Origin of the sequence: Aeromonas sp. QDB63 (assembly GCF_027707425.1) — a bacterium.
Classification (GTDB): Bacteria; Pseudomonadota; Gammaproteobacteria; order Enterobacterales; family Aeromonadaceae; genus Aeromonas; species Aeromonas caviae.
This window is the reverse complement of sequence record NZ_JAPCIS010000001.1, coordinates 70,209-85,228: the sequence shown is the minus strand read 5'-3', so window position 1 is coordinate 85,228 and position 15,020 is coordinate 70,209. Positions and strand designations below refer to the sequence as shown.

16 protein-coding genes are annotated in these 15,020 nt (G+C 61.5%); 13 read left to right on the top strand and 3 right to left on the bottom strand.

Translation table 11 applies throughout. The annotated features are described in order from the left end of the window. Positions 1–59: 59 nt before the first annotated feature. From PG879_RS00435 to PG879_RS00425, 3 genes are all read left to right on the top strand, one after another. Entirely contained in the window at positions 60–596 is a 537-nt protein-coding gene (locus PG879_RS00435) for a glutathione peroxidase (RefSeq protein ID WP_103857976.1), read from the top strand. Between the two features lie 82 nt (positions 597–678). Next, on the top strand, positions 679–1,614 hold the full coding sequence (locus tag PG879_RS00430; protein WP_270829611.1) for a LysR family transcriptional regulator: 936 nt from the start codon (positions 679–681) through the stop codon (positions 1,612–1,614). 182 nt (positions 1,615–1,796) lie between these two features. Continuing rightward, positions 1,797–2,993, top strand: a complete 1,197-nt coding sequence (locus tag PG879_RS00425) for a NupC/NupG family nucleoside CNT transporter (RefSeq protein WP_041214468.1) — start codon at positions 1,797–1,799, stop codon at positions 2,991–2,993. Between the two features lie 599 nt (positions 2,994–3,592). Here the strand turns inward: PG879_RS00425 and PG879_RS00420 are convergent. Beyond that, a complete protein-coding gene (locus tag PG879_RS00420) occupies positions 3,593–4,087 on the bottom strand; it encodes a methylated-DNA--[protein]-cysteine S-methyltransferase (protein WP_124813111.1) in 495 nt (164 codons plus the stop codon). Positions 4,088–4,113: 26 nt separating this feature from the next. Further along, a complete protein-coding gene (gene arfB / locus PG879_RS00415; protein WP_010673067.1) occupies positions 4,114–4,530 on the bottom strand; it encodes an alternative ribosome rescue aminoacyl-tRNA hydrolase ArfB in 417 nt (138 codons plus the stop codon). Between the two features lie 201 nt (positions 4,531–4,731). On the opposite strand from arfB, the gene glnK reads away from it, so the two are divergent. The 5 genes from glnK to PG879_RS00390 all read left to right on the top strand — a co-directional run bounded on the left by glnK (position 4,732) and on the right by PG879_RS00390 (position 10,041). Continuing rightward, positions 4,732–5,070 (top strand): P-II family nitrogen regulator, encoded by a 339-nt coding sequence (glnK, locus tag PG879_RS00410; RefSeq protein WP_005332325.1) that lies wholly within the window; start codon positions 4,732–4,734, stop codon positions 5,068–5,070. A 228-nt stretch (positions 5,071–5,298) separates the two neighbouring features. Continuing rightward, a complete protein-coding gene (locus PG879_RS00405; protein WP_039039971.1) occupies positions 5,299–6,306 on the top strand; it encodes a Fe(3+) ABC transporter substrate-binding protein in 1,008 nt (335 codons plus the stop codon). Positions 6,307–6,345: 39 nt separating this feature from the next. After that, entirely contained in the window at positions 6,346–7,971 is a 1,626-nt protein-coding gene (locus PG879_RS00400) for an ABC transporter permease (protein WP_210600297.1), read from the top strand. A gap of 40 nt (positions 7,972–8,011) precedes the next feature. Beyond that, positions 8,012–9,046: an ABC transporter ATP-binding protein gene (locus tag PG879_RS00395; protein WP_128343420.1), complete on the top strand. Its 1,035-nt coding sequence runs from the start codon at positions 8,012–8,014 to the stop codon at positions 9,044–9,046. Positions 9,047–9,135: 89 nt separating this feature from the next. Then, entirely contained in the window at positions 9,136–10,041 is a 906-nt protein-coding gene (locus PG879_RS00390) for a Dyp-type peroxidase (protein WP_128343422.1), read from the top strand. An 80-nt stretch (positions 10,042–10,121) separates the two neighbouring features. On the opposite strand, the gene argR is transcribed toward PG879_RS00390, so the two are convergent. Continuing rightward, the gene (argR, locus tag PG879_RS00385; protein WP_005308670.1) at positions 10,122–10,592 is read right to left on the bottom strand and encodes a transcriptional regulator ArgR; all 471 of its coding nucleotides are present in this window, start codon (positions 10,590–10,592) and stop codon (positions 10,122–10,124) included. Between the two features lie 200 nt (positions 10,593–10,792). Here argR and PG879_RS00380 point away from each other — a divergent pair, with 200 nt between their 5' ends. The 5 genes from PG879_RS00380 to mdh all read left to right on the top strand — a co-directional run bounded on the left by PG879_RS00380 (position 10,793) and on the right by mdh (position 14,792). Continuing rightward, the gene (locus PG879_RS00380) at positions 10,793–11,533 is read left to right on the top strand and encodes an ATP-binding cassette domain-containing protein (protein ID WP_041214472.1); all 741 of its coding nucleotides are present in this window, start codon (positions 10,793–10,795) and stop codon (positions 11,531–11,533) included. 24 nt (positions 11,534–11,557) lie between these two features. Continuing rightward, on the top strand, positions 11,558–12,295 hold the full coding sequence (locus PG879_RS00375) for an arginine ABC transporter substrate-binding protein (protein ID WP_010673073.1): 738 nt from the start codon (positions 11,558–11,560) through the stop codon (positions 12,293–12,295). A 3-nt stretch (positions 12,296–12,298) separates the two neighbouring features. Continuing rightward, positions 12,299–12,949, top strand: coding sequence for an arginine ABC transporter permease ArtQ (gene artQ / locus PG879_RS00370; protein ID WP_125117090.1), 651 nt, complete (start codon positions 12,299–12,301; stop codon positions 12,947–12,949). Between the two features lie 2 nt (positions 12,950–12,951). After that, positions 12,952–13,614 (top strand): arginine ABC transporter permease ArtM, encoded by a 663-nt coding sequence (gene artM, locus PG879_RS00365; protein ID WP_010673075.1) that lies wholly within the window; start codon positions 12,952–12,954, stop codon positions 13,612–13,614. Between the two features lie 242 nt (positions 13,615–13,856). After that, on the top strand, positions 13,857–14,792 hold the full coding sequence (gene mdh, locus PG879_RS00360; protein ID WP_010673076.1) for a malate dehydrogenase: 936 nt from the start codon (positions 13,857–13,859) through the stop codon (positions 14,790–14,792). Positions 14,793–15,020: the final 228 nt, after the last annotated feature.

The window sequence follows — 15,020 nt, the reverse complement described above, 5'->3', positions numbered from 1 at the left end:
TCCCTGAACCAGATTCCGGGGTCTTGCGTATGATGGACAAAACAATGGGAGTCACGTCGATGAAATGGTTCACCCTGCTGCTGATGCTCGGCTCGGGTGCGGTCTCTGCCGCCTGCCCCGATTACTTCAACGTGGAGATGCGGGAGCTCAACAGCACCCAGCGCCACAACCTCTGCCAGTTGACCGAGGGCAAGGTGGTGCTGGTGGTCAACACCGCCTCCTACTGCGGTTACAGCGGTCAGTTCCGGGATCTGGAAGCCCTCTATCAGGGCTACAAGGAGAAGGGACTGATGGTGCTGGGCTTCCCTTCCAACGATTTCTGGCAGGAGGCGGGCAACGAGAACAAAACCGCCGAGGTGTGCCGCCGGGACTACGGGGTGACCTTCCCCATGTTCAACCGGGTGGCGGTGCGGGGTTCGGATGCGGTGCCGCTGTTCAAGGGGCTGACCGCTGCTGCCGACGGTGATGCGCCCAACTGGAACTTCCACAAGTACCTGGTCGGGCGGGACGGCAAGCTGATTGCGAGCTATGGCGCCAACCAGAATCCGTCGGATGATCCTCTCAAACAGCAGATCATCGATGCCCTGGGGCACTGACCCTACCCCATGGCGGGCCGCTCTGGAATAATGCGGCCCCGCCATCCACTCCGGTGACACCGTGCTGCAACGTCTTCCCCAAATGGTGATCTTCGATGCCCTGGTTCGTGAACAGGGCATCTCGGCGGCTGCGCGCCGCCTCGGGGTTTCCAAATCCCACATCAGCAAGCAGCTCGCCCTGCTGGAAACCGCGCTCGGCGCCCAGCTGGTACAGCGCACTACCCGCCGTTTCGGGCTCACCGAACTGGGTCAGGAGTATGCCCGCCACTGCCGCGCTCTGGTGGCGGTGGCGCTGGAGGCGGAATCCATGGTGGCGGAGCGCCGTGGCAAGGTGAGCGGTGTGCTCCATCTGGGGGTTGGTCAATCCTTCGGGCGGTTGCACGTGATCCCGCGCCTCAAGGCGTTTCAGGCACGTTATCCGGATCTGGAGCTGGAGGTGTCCCTGTTCGATCACCGCACCAATCTGGTGGATGAGGGGCTGGATCTCTGGATCACCACCTACGAGGACAAACCCGAGTCCCTGGTAGGGCAGCGACTCGCAGACATCGGTTTCGTGCTGGTGGCCTCGCCGGATTATCTGCTGAGTCACGGCACGCCACTGCACCCCAGGGATCTGGCCCATCACAATTGCATCACCTACCAGAGCCGGGAGCGGCGCTACCACGAGTGGTCATTTCGCCAGGGCAAGGAGCGCCAGACGGTGCAGGTGGCGGGCAACTATCGGGTGGATCTGGCGGAAGCGGTGCGGGACGCCGCCCTGGCCGGGCTCGGCATCGCCTATGTGGCCAACTACCTGCTGGACAAGGAGCTGCAATCTGGTCAGCTCATCCCTCTGCTGCCCCAGTGGCAACCGAACCAGAAGATGGCGGTGCACGCCGTCTATGCCAGGCGAGAGCATCTGGATCCCAAGATCCGGCTGTTGATCGACTTCCTCAAGGAGAGCTTCGGACCCGGGCCCTACTGGGCGCAGCGACTCGCACCCTGGCTCGGGGGGAAATTGTCCGGCACCGAGGAATAATCGTTTCCATACAAGAACACTGGCGTGAGTGCGGTTTCAAAGTTGTGTCAAATCAGTCAGTTGGCGCAACCGATATCGTGCAAACGTTTTTGCTAACAGGGTTGTAACCCGGCAGGGTTGCGGCGGTGAGGGGAGGGGAGCAGAATCCGCGCCCATCTTCAGCCTCACTGGATGGAATCCCCATGATTGCCCTGCTTGGTATCCTGAGCATCCTGGCCCTGGCCGCACTCTGCTCTGATAATCGTCGTCGTATCCCGTTGCGAACAGTGGGCTTTGCCCTCTGCCTGCAAGTGCTCTTCGCCGCCCTGGTGCTCTGGCTGCCCGCCGGTCAGCAGGTCTTGAACGGTGTCAGCGAGAGCGTCAGCAGCGTCATCGGCTACGGCCAGGAGGGGATTGCCTTCCTGTTCGGGGATCTGGCCAAGTTCAAGCTGGGCTTCATCTTCGCCTTCAACGTGCTGCCGGTGATCATCTTCTTCTCCGCGCTGATCGCCATCCTCTATCACATCGGCCTGATGCCCAAAGTGATCGCCCTGCTCGGCGGCGGCCTGCAGAAATTGCTGGGCACCGGCCGCGCCGAGAGCCTCTCTGCCACCGCCAACATCTTCGTCGGCATGGTGGAAGCGCCGCTGGTGGTCAAACCCTATCTCTCCAGGATGTCCGATTCCCAGTTCTTTGCGGTGATGAGCTGCGGGCTGGCCTCGGTAGCCGGCGGCACCCTGGTGGGCTACGCCAGCATCGGGGTCGAGTTGAAATACCTGATTGCGGCGGCCTTCATGTCCGCCCCTGCCGGGCTTGCCATGGCCAAGATCCTGGTGCCGCCCGCCGCGCAAGAGGAAGATCACCATGAAGACGTGGAGATCCCCCGCGCTACCAACGTCATTGAAGCGGCCGCCGATGGCGCCATGGCGGGTCTCAACATCGCCGTCGCCGTGGGGGCGACCCTGCTGGCCTTCGTCGGCGTGATCGCCCTGCTCAACGGCCTGCTGGGCTGGGCCGGCGACCTGGTGGGGCTGGAGCTGAGCTTCCAGATCATCCTGGGCTGGCTGTTTGCCCCCGTCTCCTGGCTCATCGGCGTCCCCTGGGATCAGGCCCAGGCGGCCGGTGCCCTGATCGGCACCAAGATCGTCATCAACGAGTTCGTCGCCTTCATTGCCCTGGTGCAGGATCAGACCTTGAACGAGTCGAGCAAGGCCATCGTCACCTTCGCCCTGTGCGGTTTCGCCAACATCTCTTCCATGGCGATCCTCATCGGCGGCCTGGGGGCCATGGTGCCGGAGCGCAAGTCCTTCATTGCCCGCTACGGCATGCGCGCCATCCTGGCGGGGGTGCTGGCAAACCTGATGAGCGCCTCCCTGGCAGGCTTGTTCCTCGCCCTCTGATAGACCCTGGAAGTCAGCACCTTCCGGTCATTGCCCGCTTCGGCGGGCTTTTTTGCACCCGCTTGCAGGCAAAAAAAGCGCCTCTGGGGAGGCGCGGGGAAAAGACAGATTGGAAGCGTCACATGGGTGCCACCTGAATGAGGGATGAGCCGTCCCATCCAAGTGTGAAGCCATGATGCCTGATGCTCTCTGAAGCGCTTCTGAGGCGATTCTTCATACTGTGTTCATTTTCAAAATGCTGCTGCAATGTGATTTTTAAATGATTGATGCTGAAATGAAATAAATAATCAGTGATTTATTTTGTTGTGCGGCTCAAAGGAAAGATGAATCGGGGTGGTGGGCATGCTCCTGCCATGGGGCGGTTCCGTCGGAATATTATCCCGATGCCTGCTCAACGCATCACGTAACCATGCTGCAAGATGGCAAGCAACCAGCATGTGATTGGGGTGTTGCCCGTCATGAGCAGTGCAACGCGGTCTGCTATTGGGACCAGCAACTCGTATGTGATGGAGATGCCGCTCGTCAGAGGATCCGCGCGGGTGGCCTGTGGTCTGTGGTGCCTGCACCCGCAACCCGCATTTGACAGGAGGCGCGCCCTTTCATGGGGTCAGCGCGAAGTGGTCTGCGGTTTCCTGCTCCAGTGCCAGCAACCAGCGCTTGATGGGGATGCCTCCCCCGTAGCCGGTCAGTTCACCGCTGCGCCCTATGACCCTGTGGCAGGGCACTATGATGCTGAGGGGATTGCGGCCGTTGGCGGCGCCCACCGCCCGCACGGCCCTGGGGTTGCCGATGGCCTCTGCAATCTGGAGGTAGCTGACGGTCTCGCCGTAGGGAATGTCGCACAACGCCCGCCATACGGCCTGCTGGAATGGTGTGCCCGTGGCGGCCAGGGGGAGATCGAAGCGCCGCAGTCGGCCGGCAAAGTAGGCGGCAAACTGCTCGACGAAGGGGGCCAGGGCGGCATCATCCCGCTGCCACTCCGGTTGCGGCAGGACGGGACGCTCCCCTTGCATGAATTCCACGTGGCGCAGCCCGGCCCCATCGATGGCGATGAGCAGGGGCCCCTTGGCACATTCACAAAAGCTGTACTGCATTCTCTTGTCCTCGGGGTTGTGGCAGGTCACTCCAGCACGGGCTTGCCGCGGGTGGATTTGATCTCTCCCTTGCGTTTCTTGGCATCGACCCGCTTGCGTTGGGAGCTGCGGGTCGGCTTGGTGGCGTGGCGGGCCTTGGGGCGCCACGCGGCTTTTTTCAGCAGCTCGGTCAGGCGGCTCATGGCCTCCTTGCGATTCATGTCCTGGCTGCGATGGGTCTCGACCCTGATCTGGATGAAGCCGTCGTGAACCCGGCTGTCGCTGAGCCGCTCCAGTCCCTCCTTGTAGAGCGGCGGCAGGCTGGGGGAGTCGCGATAATCGAAGCGCAGCCAGACGGCGGAGTCGGTCTTGTTGACGTGCTGCCCGCCATTGCCCTGGGCCCGCATGGTCTGGAATTGCAATTCATGCCAGGGGATGATCACGCTGTTGGAGATGACTAACATGGGGTGATGCTCTCATTTGGTGCATCAAGGGAGTCTGGTGCAGCTTGGTGCCTCATTATGGGGCGAGATGCGCTTCCTTGGTGATCCTGAGCCTTTCTGGCTCAGAGTGTCATATCTATCTATATGAAAATAAACGATAAAAATACTTGGCACAAGAATTGATGACCCATTCGTGACATACCATGGATTGGGAGCAACCAGATGAAGCTGATTACTGCGATTATCAAACCTTTCAAGTTGGACGACGTGCGCGAGGCCATCGCCAACCTGGGGGTGGAAGGCCTGACCGTCTCCGAAGTGAAGGGTTTTGGTCGCCAGAAGGGGCACACCGAATTATACCGGGGGGCCGAGTACCAGGTCGACTTTCTGCCGAAGGTGAAGCTGGAGATCGCCACCGCAGACGAGAACGTCGAAGGGGTGATCGAGGCCATCTGCAAGGCGGCCTATACCGGCAAGATCGGTGACGGCAAGATTTTCGTCTATGACCTGCTGCAAGCGGTGCGTATTCGTACTGGTGAGAGCGACGACGAGGCGCTCTGAGTACGCTCCTTTGCCCGGCCGGGTCGGGCAAAGGTCCGGGCAGGTTCTGCCGACAGTGTGAATGGGTGGTCGTCGAAAGACCGGATGGGATTCCATCCGGTCTTTTTGTTTGGCCGCTGATTAAATAGATCGTTCCAACCCAGCAAACCGCCTTGATCCTCTCCTCCCGATTCATGCAGAATGCAAACGAAAATGGTTATCACTCTTTACGCAGACAAGGAACGGATGATGAAAATGAAGATGTTGGCACTGGCTTTCTCCACGCTTGTCGCCCAGTCGGCGTTCGCCGCCCAGGAGGTAAACGTCTATTCGAACCGTCAGGATGAGCTGATCAAGCCCATCATCCAGCAGTTCGAGAAGGAGACCGGGATCAAGGTCAATGTGGTGTTTGCCAAAGAGGGGCTGAACGAGCGTCTGGAACGGGAAGGCAAGCTCTCTCCGGCCGATCTGATGCTGACCGTGGACATCAGCCGTCTGACCGAGCTGGTGGACAAGGACCTGGTGCAGCCGGTGGACAGCAAGACGCTGCAGGAGAACATCCCCTCCATCTATCGCGATCCGGACAACCGCTGGTTCGCCCTGACCACCCGGGTGCGTGCCATCTACTCCAGCAAGGAGCGTCTCGGCAAGCTCGACACCATCCGCTACGAAGATCTGGTCAAGCCTGAATTCAAAGGAAAAATTTGTACCCGTAGCGGCAAGCACGAGTACAATGTGGCGCTGGTTTCGTCCATGATTGCCCATCACGGCATGGCGGATACCAAGACCTGGCTGGAAGGGGTCAAGGCCAACCTGGCGCGCAAGCCCCAGGGCAACGACCGTGATCAGGTCAAGGCGATCAAGGACGGCATCTGTGATGTCTCCCTGGGCAACAGCTATTACCTGGGTGCCATGTTGAAGGACCCGGCGCAGAAGTCCTGGGCCGACGCGGTGGAAATCAACTTCCCGAACCAGGGTGATCGCGGTGCCCACGTCAACGTGAGCGGCGTGGCCATGACCAAGTATGCCAAGAACAAGGACGCAGCACAGAAGCTGATGGAGTTCCTCTCCGGGGATACCGCCCAGCACATGTATGCGGATGTGAATGCCGAGTACCCGGTCAAGGCGGGGGTCGAGCCTTCTGCCATGGTCAAATCCTGGGGCACGTTCAAGTCTGACCCTATGCCGGTCAGCGATTATGCCAAGCACCGCAAGGACGCCTTGCAACTGCTGGATGAAGTGAAATTCGACTTGTAATCAGATGGGGCCAACGGCCCCATCAACTTCTGTGGACTCATGAAACATTTTGGATGGATTGCCGGCAGCTGGGTCACCGCCCTGCTGCTGGGTTTGCCGGTACTCGCCCTGGTCTTCTCCGCCTTCTCGGCTGATGGGGAACTGTTTGCCCACCTCGCCGATACCGTACTGCCCGACTATCTGCGAAGCACGTCCGGTCTGGTGCTGGGGGTGGTCTGCCTCAGCCTGCTGTTCGGGGTGCCCACCGCCTGGCTGGTGGCCATGTGCGAGGTGCCGGGGCGCCGCGCCCTGCAATGGGCGCTGATGCTGCCCATGGCGATGCCCTCCTATATCGTTGCCTACGTCTATACCGACCTGCTCGACTACTCGGGCCCGCTGCAGGCGGGGCTGCGTGCCCTGTTTGGCTGGCAGGGACCTGCCGACTACTGGTTCCCGGCCATTCGCTCCCTCGGGGGCGCCGCCTGGGTGCTGGCGCTGGTGCTCTTCCCCTATGTCTATCTGCTGGCACGGGCCTCCTTCCTGGAGCAGTCGGTCAGCCTCATTCACTCCAGCCGTCTGCTCGGCTGCACCCCCTGGCAGAGCTTTCGCCGCCTGAGCCTCCCCCTGGCCCGCCCGGCCATCATGGTGGGGGCATCTCTGGTCGCGATGGAAACTCTGGCGGACTTTGCCACCGTCCACTTCTTTGCCATCAACACCCTGACCACCGCCATCTACGACACCTGGCTCGGCTACGGCAGCCTGGCGACCGCCGCCAAGCTCTCCTGTCTGATGCTGCTGGCGGTGGTGCTGCTCATCGCGCTGGAGCGCCGCTCCCGCCAGCGCCAGCAGGTGTTCCAGAAGTCCATGGGCTTCGAGCAGCCCCTGCGTTACCCCCTCGGGGGCCTGAGGGGCGTGCTGGCCGGGCTCTGGTGCTGGGGCCTGGTGCTGGCGGGGTTCGCCCTGCCGTTCGTCATCCTGCTCGATTACGGGGTGCGTTACTTCGCGCTGTCGTGGACGCCCGAATTCGTGCGCTTTGCGGGCAACAGCCTCGCCATCTCGGCCCTGACCGCCCTGCTGGCCATGGCCATTGCCCTGCTACTCGGCTTCTTCCGTCGCCTCGATGGGGGGACTCGCAGCCTGCTGCCCCTGCGCCTCGCCGCCATGGGCTATGCCATGCCGGGGACCGTGCTGGCCATCGGCGTGCTGGTGCCGCTCACGGCCCTTGATTTTGGCATCAACGATCTGGCCGAGTGGCTCGGGATGCCGGGCCCCGGTCTGCTCCTGACCGGCACCCTCACCGCCATCGTGTTCGGCTATCTGGTGCGCTTCGTGGCCATCGCCATCGGGTCGGTGGAGAGCAGCATGAGCAAGATCTCCCCCAGCCTCGACATGGCGGCCCGCTCTCTGGGGCAGGGGGCGGGCGGCATGCTGCGTCGCATTCACCTGCCGCTGGTACGGCGCGGCCTCTTTGCCGGCGCCATGCTGGTGTTCATCGAATCCATGAAGGAGCTGCCCGCCGCCCTGCTGCTGCGGCCGTTCAACTTCGAAACCCTGGCGACCCACGTCTATCAGTTCGTCTCGGACGAGATGCTGGAGCGGGGGGCGCTCGGTGCCATCGTCATCGTGCTGGTGGGGCTGATTCCCCTGCTGTGGATCAACCGCACCCTGGATGGTCCAGGCCATTGAGCGGCCCCGTCCGGCATCACTACGCGAGAGGAAAAGAACCTTGTCCTGCCTGAATATCGAGAAGGTCAGCTGTCACTACAATGGCCGCCCCGTGCTGGAGCAGCTCTCCCTGCAGGTGGCCGACAACGAGATTGTCTGTCTGCTGGGGGCCAGCGGCTGTGGCAAGACCACGCTGCTCAAGGCGGTGGCCGGTCTGCTGCCCTTGGCCCAGGGGGAGATCCGGCTGGGAGAGACCCTGCTCGATGCCCCCGGCGTGAGTGTGCCGCCGGAGGCCCGCCATATCGGCATGATCTTCCAGGATTACGCTCTCTTTCCTCACCTGACGGTGGCCGAGAACGTCGGCTTCGGCCTGACCGGGCAGGATCGCGGCAGCCGCCAGCAACAGGTGGAAGAGGCGCTGGCGCTGGTCAACCTGCAGGGATTGGGGGAGCGCTATCCCCATCAGCTCTCCGGCGGCCAGCAGCAGCGGGTGGCCATCGCCCGCGCCCTGGTGTGCAAGCCGCGCCTGATGCTGCTGGACGAGCCCTTCTCCAACATCGACACCCAGGTGCGGATGAAGCTGATCCTCGAGATCCGCGCCCTGCTCAAACAGCAGGGCATTGGCGCCATCTTCGTCAGCCACAGCAAGGAAGAGGCCTTCGCCTTCGCCGATCGGCTGGCCCTGTTTCGCGCCGGTCGCATCGAGCAAGTGGGGGAGCCGGAGCAGCTCTATCGCCGCCCCGGGAACCGCTTCGTGGCGGAGTTTCTCGGCGGGGTCAATTATCTGGCGGCCGAGGTGGTGGACAGCCACTGCGTGCAGACCCTCCTTGGAACCATCTGCGGTCAGGAGCCCCATGGCCGCGCGGTGGGGGAGCGGTTGCAGCTCATGCTCAGACCTCAGCAACTGGCGCTGACGGCGGCGGATGACGGTGAGCTCCGGGTGCGTGAGCAACAGTTCCTGGGCCATCACTGCCGGGTACTGGTGGAGTGTGGCGGCCAGCAACTGGAAGCCAGCATCGGTGAGCCCCTGGAAGGGGGGAGCGCGCGGGTGACCGTGGCGCCTCATGCCCTGGTGTTGTTTGACCCCTTGCCATGAGTGCGTGGTATTGTCGTGAAATCAATGAACTGGAAGCGCGCTGGTTTATAATCGCGCCACGCCCATAGCCAACGCACTTGGAGAGAGACATGAAAGCCCAAGCCGGGATCTGCGCAGAGCCGAATCTGCACGCCCTCTATCTGATGTTCAATCGCACCGGTGACGCCGCTGCCCTGACCTCCCGCCTGGCCAGCCTGCCAGCACTCTGGGAGGCGGTGAGCGCCGACTTCCCCGATGCGGCCTTCAGCGGTCTGGTCGCCGTCGGGGCCGACGCCTGGGATGATCTCTATCCTGCCGCCCGGCCGCCCCAGTTCCGCAGTTTCATGGCGCAATCCGCCAACGGTCAGGAGGCCCCCAATACCCCGTTCGATCTCTTCGTACAATTGCGTGCTGATCGGGTGGACGTGCTGCATCATGCCGGTCATCGCGTCATGGCCCTGCTGGCCGGGCTTGTTGAATTGGTCGAGGAAGTCCGCGGTTTTCGCAACCAGGATTGCCGGGATCTGACCGGTTTCGTCGACGGCACCGAGAACCCGCAGGATGAGCACCGCGCCGAGGTGGCGTTGCTGGACGGCGGCGAGTTCGCCGGTGGCTCCTACATCCACGTGCAGCGCTGGGTCCACGCCATGAGCGACTGGGAGAAGCTGGCCCTGAAGGAGCAGGAAGACATCATAGGCCGCACCAAGGTCGACAACATCGAATACGAGTCCGCCGACAAGCCGCTCACTTCCCACATCAAGCGGGTCAACCTCAAGACCCCGAAGGGGGAGTCCATGGAGATCCTGCGCCAGAGCATGCCCTGGGGCACCATGAGCGAGCAGGGGCTCTACTTCATCTCCTGCTGCCGCACGCCGCTGCACTTCAACGCCATGCTGGCCAGCATGTACAAAGGGGAGGGCAGTCACTTCGACCACCTGCTGCGCTTCACCCGGGCGGTGACCGGCGCGGCCTTCTTCGCCCCTTCCATCGATTTTCTGGTGGCCGAGGGCAAATAAGCCCGGCCTGCCGACCGCTCAAAACAAAAAATCCCGGCCAAGGCCGGGATTTTTTGTGCGGATCGCCCAAGGCGACCGGATCAGGGCGTCTGCTCGAACAGCTCGAGGGCGGAGAGGTAGAGCTCCTCGATGTCGGTATCGCTGGTCGGGGTGATGAAGATGGTGTCATCACCGGCGATGGTGCCGAGGATCCCTTCGGCTTTGCCGAGGGAGTCAAGCAGGCGGGCGATCAGCTGGGCTGCGCCGGGGCTGGTGTGGATCACCACCAGAGCGCCGTTGTGGTCGACATCCAGCACCAGGTTCTTGAGGGGGCTGGAGGTGGTGGGCACGCCCAGCTCCACCGGCAGACAGTAGACCATCTCCATCTTGGCATTGCGAGTGCGAACGGCGCCGAAGCGGCTCAGCATGCGCGAGACCTTGGATTGGTTGATGTTCTCGAAGCCCATCTCTTGCAGGGCAGTCACTATCTCTGCCTGGGAGCCGAAACGCTCCTCTTTCAGCAAGGCTTTAAAGGCCTTGGCCAGTTTTTCTTGCTTGTCGTTATGTTTCATCTTGGACTCACGAATGAGGGGAGTGACCGCCTGTCACGCTCAGGCGGCAGATACGAACAGCGCTGCTATTTTGCATTCATATGCCTTTTTTGGCAAGGAAGCGGCGCTTGTTCTGCATATTGATTCAAATATAGCTTGCATCAACTTATGCTGGCGCTAGAATCAGGACGAAATTTTGAAAACTTATTCAATTGGGCTGTATGGGTATCGAATTAATCGGCATCGAAAAATCCTGGCACAAGGTGCCGGTACTGCAGCAGGTGAGCTTTCGGACTGCTCCCGGCGAGACCTTGGTATTGCTGGGCCCGAGCGGGGCAGGCAAGAGCTCTCTGCTGCGCATGATGAACTTGCTGGACACGCCGGATGCCGGTGTGTTGCGCATCGCAGACAGTGAATTTTCTTTCCCGTCCAGCCTCTCTACTGCCGAATTCAACCGTCAGGCACAGGCGCTGCGCCGCAAGGTGGGCATGGTGTTCCAGCAGTACAATCTGTGGCCGCACCTCACCGTGATGGAGAATCTGATTGAAGCGCCCGTCAAGGTGCTCGGCATGAGCCGCGAGGCGGCCATCGAGAAAGGGGCCTATCTGCTGGCCCAGCTGCAACTGGCCGACAAGCGGGACGCCTGGCCCGCACGGCTTTCCGGTGGCCAGCAGCAGCGGGTCGCCATTGCCCGGACCCTGATGATGGATCCCCAGGTGCTGCTGTTTGACGAACCGACGGCTGCCCTGGATCCCGAAATTACCAAAGAGGTGGCGGAGATCATCCGCACCCTGAGCCAGACCGGCATCACCCAGGTGGTGGTGACCCACGAAGTGGAGTTCGCCCGCAAGGTGGCCAGTCAGGTGATCTATCTGGAGAAGGGGCGGATCATCGAATCCGGCACCGCCGCCATCTTCCAGTCCCCGCAAACCAGCCGGTTTGCCGAATTCTTGATGCATTGATATTGAGTCGATAAGGAAGCTGTCATGAAAAAGAGTCTGTTGCTGATCGCCGCCATGGGTCTGCTGAGCACTTCTGTGCTGGCCAAAGAGATCAAGTTCGCCACCGAGGCAACCTATGCGCCGTTCGAATACCTGGATGACAAGAACGAGTTCCAGGGGTTTGACATCGATCTGGCCCGCGCGGTCTGCGAGCAGGCCAAGCTGGAGTGCAGCTTCCACAACCAGGCCTTCGACAGCCTGATCCCCAGCCTCAAGTTCCGTCGCTATGACGCCGTCATCGCCGCCATGGACGTGACCCCGGAGCGGGCTGCCCAGGTCGACTTCTCCGACATCTATTACGAGAACTCCGCGGTGTTCGTCGCCAAGAAAGAGACCTTCAAGGGGCCGGACGATCTGGTGGACAAGACAGTCGGCGTGCAGAACGGCACTTCTCACCAGTCCTATCTGGTGGACAACTGGGTGAGCAAGGGTCTGCTGACCGTGCCCTACGCCAGCTACCAGAGCGCCTTCCTCGACATGATGAATGGCCGCACTGACGGCGTGTTTGCCGATACGGCGGTGGCCGCCGACTGGCTCAAGCAGCACAAGGAATACGCCGTGGTGGGTACCCCGGTGACCGACGCCAAGTACTTCGGTACCGGTTTTGGCATCGCGGTGGCCAAGGGCAACCAGGAACTGCTGACCCAGCTGAACAAGGGGCTGGCCGAGATCAAGGCCAACGGCACCTATCAGAAGATCTATGACAAGTACTTCGCGCAGTAAGCCATGTTGAGCTTGTTGTTGGATGCAGCCTGGATGACCCTCGGGCTGGCCCTGGCATCCCTGGTCGGTGGCATGGTGCTGGCACTGGCATTCAGTGCGGCTGAGTTGAGCAAGCAGCGTGCGTTGGTGTGGCCCGTGGCCACCCTGACCACCTTGATCCGTGGTCTGCCCGAGTTGCTGGTGGTGCTCTTCATCTACTTCGGCTCGACCCAGGTGCTGTTCCTCATCACCGGGGAGTATGTGGAGTTCAGCCCGTTCGCCTGCGGTGTGCTGGCGCTCTCCCTGCTGTTTGCGAGCTACGCCACCCAGACCCTGCGTGCCGCCCTCAATGCGGTGCCCACGGGGCAGCGGCTGGCGGCGCAGGCGCTGGGCCTCGGCAAGGGGCACACCTTCTTTCGCATCGTGCTGCCCCAGGCCTGGCGTCACGCCCTGCCCGGGCTCGGCAACCAGTGGCTGGTGCTGTTGAAAGACACCGCTCTGGTCTCTCTCATCGGGGTGAACGAGATGATGCGTCAGGCACAGATGGCTTCGGCCAGCACCTATCAACCCTTCACCTGGTACGCCGCTGCCGCCCTCATCTATCTGGCCATCAGTCTGGTGAGTGAATTCGGCTTGAAGCAGGCGTCCCGCTATACCCGCCGTTACGGAGGCTGACCATGCAGGATTACCTGATGACCCTGCTGGGAGGGCTGGCGATCACCCTGCAGCTCACCGCGTTCAGCTTGTTGCTGGGCGTGCTGATGGCGGCCGGCATGACCTGGGTGCTGGAGCGTCGCATTCCGGTGGCGACCCAGCTGGTGCAGCTCTGGGTACTGGTCTTTACCGGTACGCCGCTGCTCATCCAGATCTTTCTCATTTACTACGGGCCTGGCCAGTTTGAATGGCTCAAGGCGGGGCCGCTCTGGCCGCTGCTCAAGCAACCCTGGTTCTGCGCCGTGCTGGCGCTCGGTTTCAATACCGCAGCCTACTCCACCCGGTTGTTCAAGGGGGCGCTCGACGCCATCCCCGCCGGTGAGGTGGAGGCCTGCCGTGCGCTCGGCTTCTCCGCCGGACAGACCCTGTGGATGAAGACCCGCCATGCCGCCCGTCGGCTGGTCCCCGCCTATTCCAACGAGGTGATCCTGGTGCTCAAGGGGAGTTCGCTCGCGAGCACCATTACCATCATGGACATCATGGGGCTGGCCCAGCGTCTCAATGCCCAGACCTATGACACTCTGGCGGTGTTCACCGTGGCCGGAGCGCTCTATCTGACCATGAATGGATTGTTAACAATTGGTTTCCGCTGGTGTGAGCGTCGGGCACTGGCTTTCCAGTCCTGAAGCAGTCACATTTACCTCTTAATGGTGAGGAGGGCACAGGAAATCTGTGTCTTTCCTCCCATTTATCGCATATTCCTCTCCGCTTTCATCGCCGCTTGTTCCCTGGCTCACAGAACCTGTGATTACAACTGTTATCAGATTGTTTTTTAGGAGGGGATCCTTTAAGGTGAGGCGCACAATAAGAATCAGCGTTAACCCAACTAGAAACAACCTTAAACCTACGCTTAGACATGGAGTTGATCATGAAAGTTGCCGTTCTGGGTGCCGCCGGTGGCATCGGCCAAGCCCTCGCTCTGCTGTTGAAAAACCGCCTGCCTGCCGGTTCCGAACTGAGCCTGTATGACATTGCCCCGGTCACTCCGGGCGTGGCGGCGGACCTGAGCCACATCCCGACTGACGTGAAAGTAAAAGGTTTCTGCGGTGAAGATCCGAGCCCGGCTCTGGTCGGCGCCGATGTCGTGCTGATCTCTGCCGGCGTGGCGCGCAAGCCCGGCATGGACCGTTCCGACCTGTTCAACATCAACGCCGGTATCGTCAAGAATCTGGTGGAGAAGTGTGCCGCTTCTTGCCCGAAAGCACTGATCGGCATCATCACCAACCCGGTCAACACCACGGTCGCCATCGCCGCCGAAGTGCTGAAGAAAGCCGGTGTCTATGACAAGCGTCGCCTGTTCGGCGTGACCACCCTGGATGTGATCCGTGGCGAGACCTTCGTGGCCGAAGCCAAGGGCCTGAACGTTGACAAGGTACGTGTCAACGTCATCGGCGGTCACAGTGGCGTGACCATTCTGCCGCTGCTCTCCCAGGTTGAAGGCGCCAGCTTCACCGCTGAGGAAGTGGCTGCCATGACCAAGCGCATTCAGAATGCCGGTACCGAAGTGGTGGAAGCCAAGGCCGGTGGCGGTTCCGCCACTCTCTCCATGGGTCAGGCAGCCTGCCGTTTCGGTCTGTCGCTCATCAAGGGTCTGCAAGGGGAAGCCAACGTCATCGAGTGTGCCTATGTGGAAGGCAACGGTGAGCACGCCACCTTCTTCGCGCAGCCGGTGCTGCTCGGCAAGAACGGTGTCGAAACCGTGCTGGACTACGGCAAGCTGAGCGCCTTCGAGCAGGAAGCGATGGACAGCATGCTGGCCACCCTGAAGGCCGACATCCAGCTGGGCGTCGACTTCGTCAAGTAAGTCTCTACGTCGACCGCAAGGGGAGCCCAGGCTCCCCTTTGTCATTTTCGGGGCTGGGTGTGGCGGGCTAAGGAGATGGCCCTGGCTGCCGATAACAGAAGGCAGCAGGAGATCCCTATGATAAAACCAAGAACCCTCATCGCCATTATCGGTGTGTGCAGCTTACCCTTGCAGGGGGCGGAGTCCACCTCGGCCGCCGCGCCCACCCAGGCGGTGGCGGCTGCAGCC

What these genes read in the sequence shown, in the direction of transcription:
- PG879_RS00435 (WP_103857976.1), top strand. Translation starts at nt 60, where the DNA reads ATGAAATGGTTCACCCTGCTGCTGATGCTCGGCTCGGGTGCGGTCTCT.
- PG879_RS00430 (WP_270829611.1), top strand. Translation starts at nt 679, where the DNA reads ATGGTGATCTTCGATGCCCTGGTTCGTGAACAGGGCATCTCGGCGGCT.
- PG879_RS00425 (WP_041214468.1), top strand. Translation starts at nt 1,797, where the DNA reads ATGATTGCCCTGCTTGGTATCCTGAGCATCCTGGCCCTGGCCGCACTC.
- PG879_RS00420 (WP_124813111.1), bottom strand. Translation starts at nt 4,087, where the DNA reads ATGCAGTACAGCTTTTGTGAATGTGCCAAGGGGCCCCTGCTCATCGCC.
- arfB (WP_010673067.1), bottom strand. Translation starts at nt 4,530, where the DNA reads ATGTTAGTCATCTCCAACAGCGTGATCATCCCCTGGCATGAATTGCAA.
- glnK (WP_005332325.1), top strand. Translation starts at nt 4,732, where the DNA reads ATGAAGCTGATTACTGCGATTATCAAACCTTTCAAGTTGGACGACGTG.
- PG879_RS00405 (WP_039039971.1), top strand. Translation starts at nt 5,299, where the DNA reads ATGAAAATGAAGATGTTGGCACTGGCTTTCTCCACGCTTGTCGCCCAG.
- PG879_RS00400 (WP_210600297.1), top strand. Translation starts at nt 6,346, where the DNA reads ATGAAACATTTTGGATGGATTGCCGGCAGCTGGGTCACCGCCCTGCTG.
- PG879_RS00390 (WP_128343422.1), top strand. Translation starts at nt 9,136, where the DNA reads ATGAAAGCCCAAGCCGGGATCTGCGCAGAGCCGAATCTGCACGCCCTC.
- argR (WP_005308670.1), bottom strand. Translation starts at nt 10,592, where the DNA reads ATGAAACATAACGACAAGCAAGAAAAACTGGCCAAGGCCTTTAAAGCC.
- PG879_RS00380 (WP_041214472.1), top strand. Translation starts at nt 10,793, where the DNA reads ATGGGTATCGAATTAATCGGCATCGAAAAATCCTGGCACAAGGTGCCG.
- PG879_RS00375 (WP_010673073.1), top strand. Translation starts at nt 11,558, where the DNA reads ATGAAAAAGAGTCTGTTGCTGATCGCCGCCATGGGTCTGCTGAGCACT.
- artQ (WP_125117090.1), top strand. Translation starts at nt 12,299, where the DNA reads ATGTTGAGCTTGTTGTTGGATGCAGCCTGGATGACCCTCGGGCTGGCC.
- artM (WP_010673075.1), top strand. Translation starts at nt 12,952, where the DNA reads ATGCAGGATTACCTGATGACCCTGCTGGGAGGGCTGGCGATCACCCTG.
- mdh (WP_010673076.1), top strand. Translation starts at nt 13,857, where the DNA reads ATGAAAGTTGCCGTTCTGGGTGCCGCCGGTGGCATCGGCCAAGCCCTC.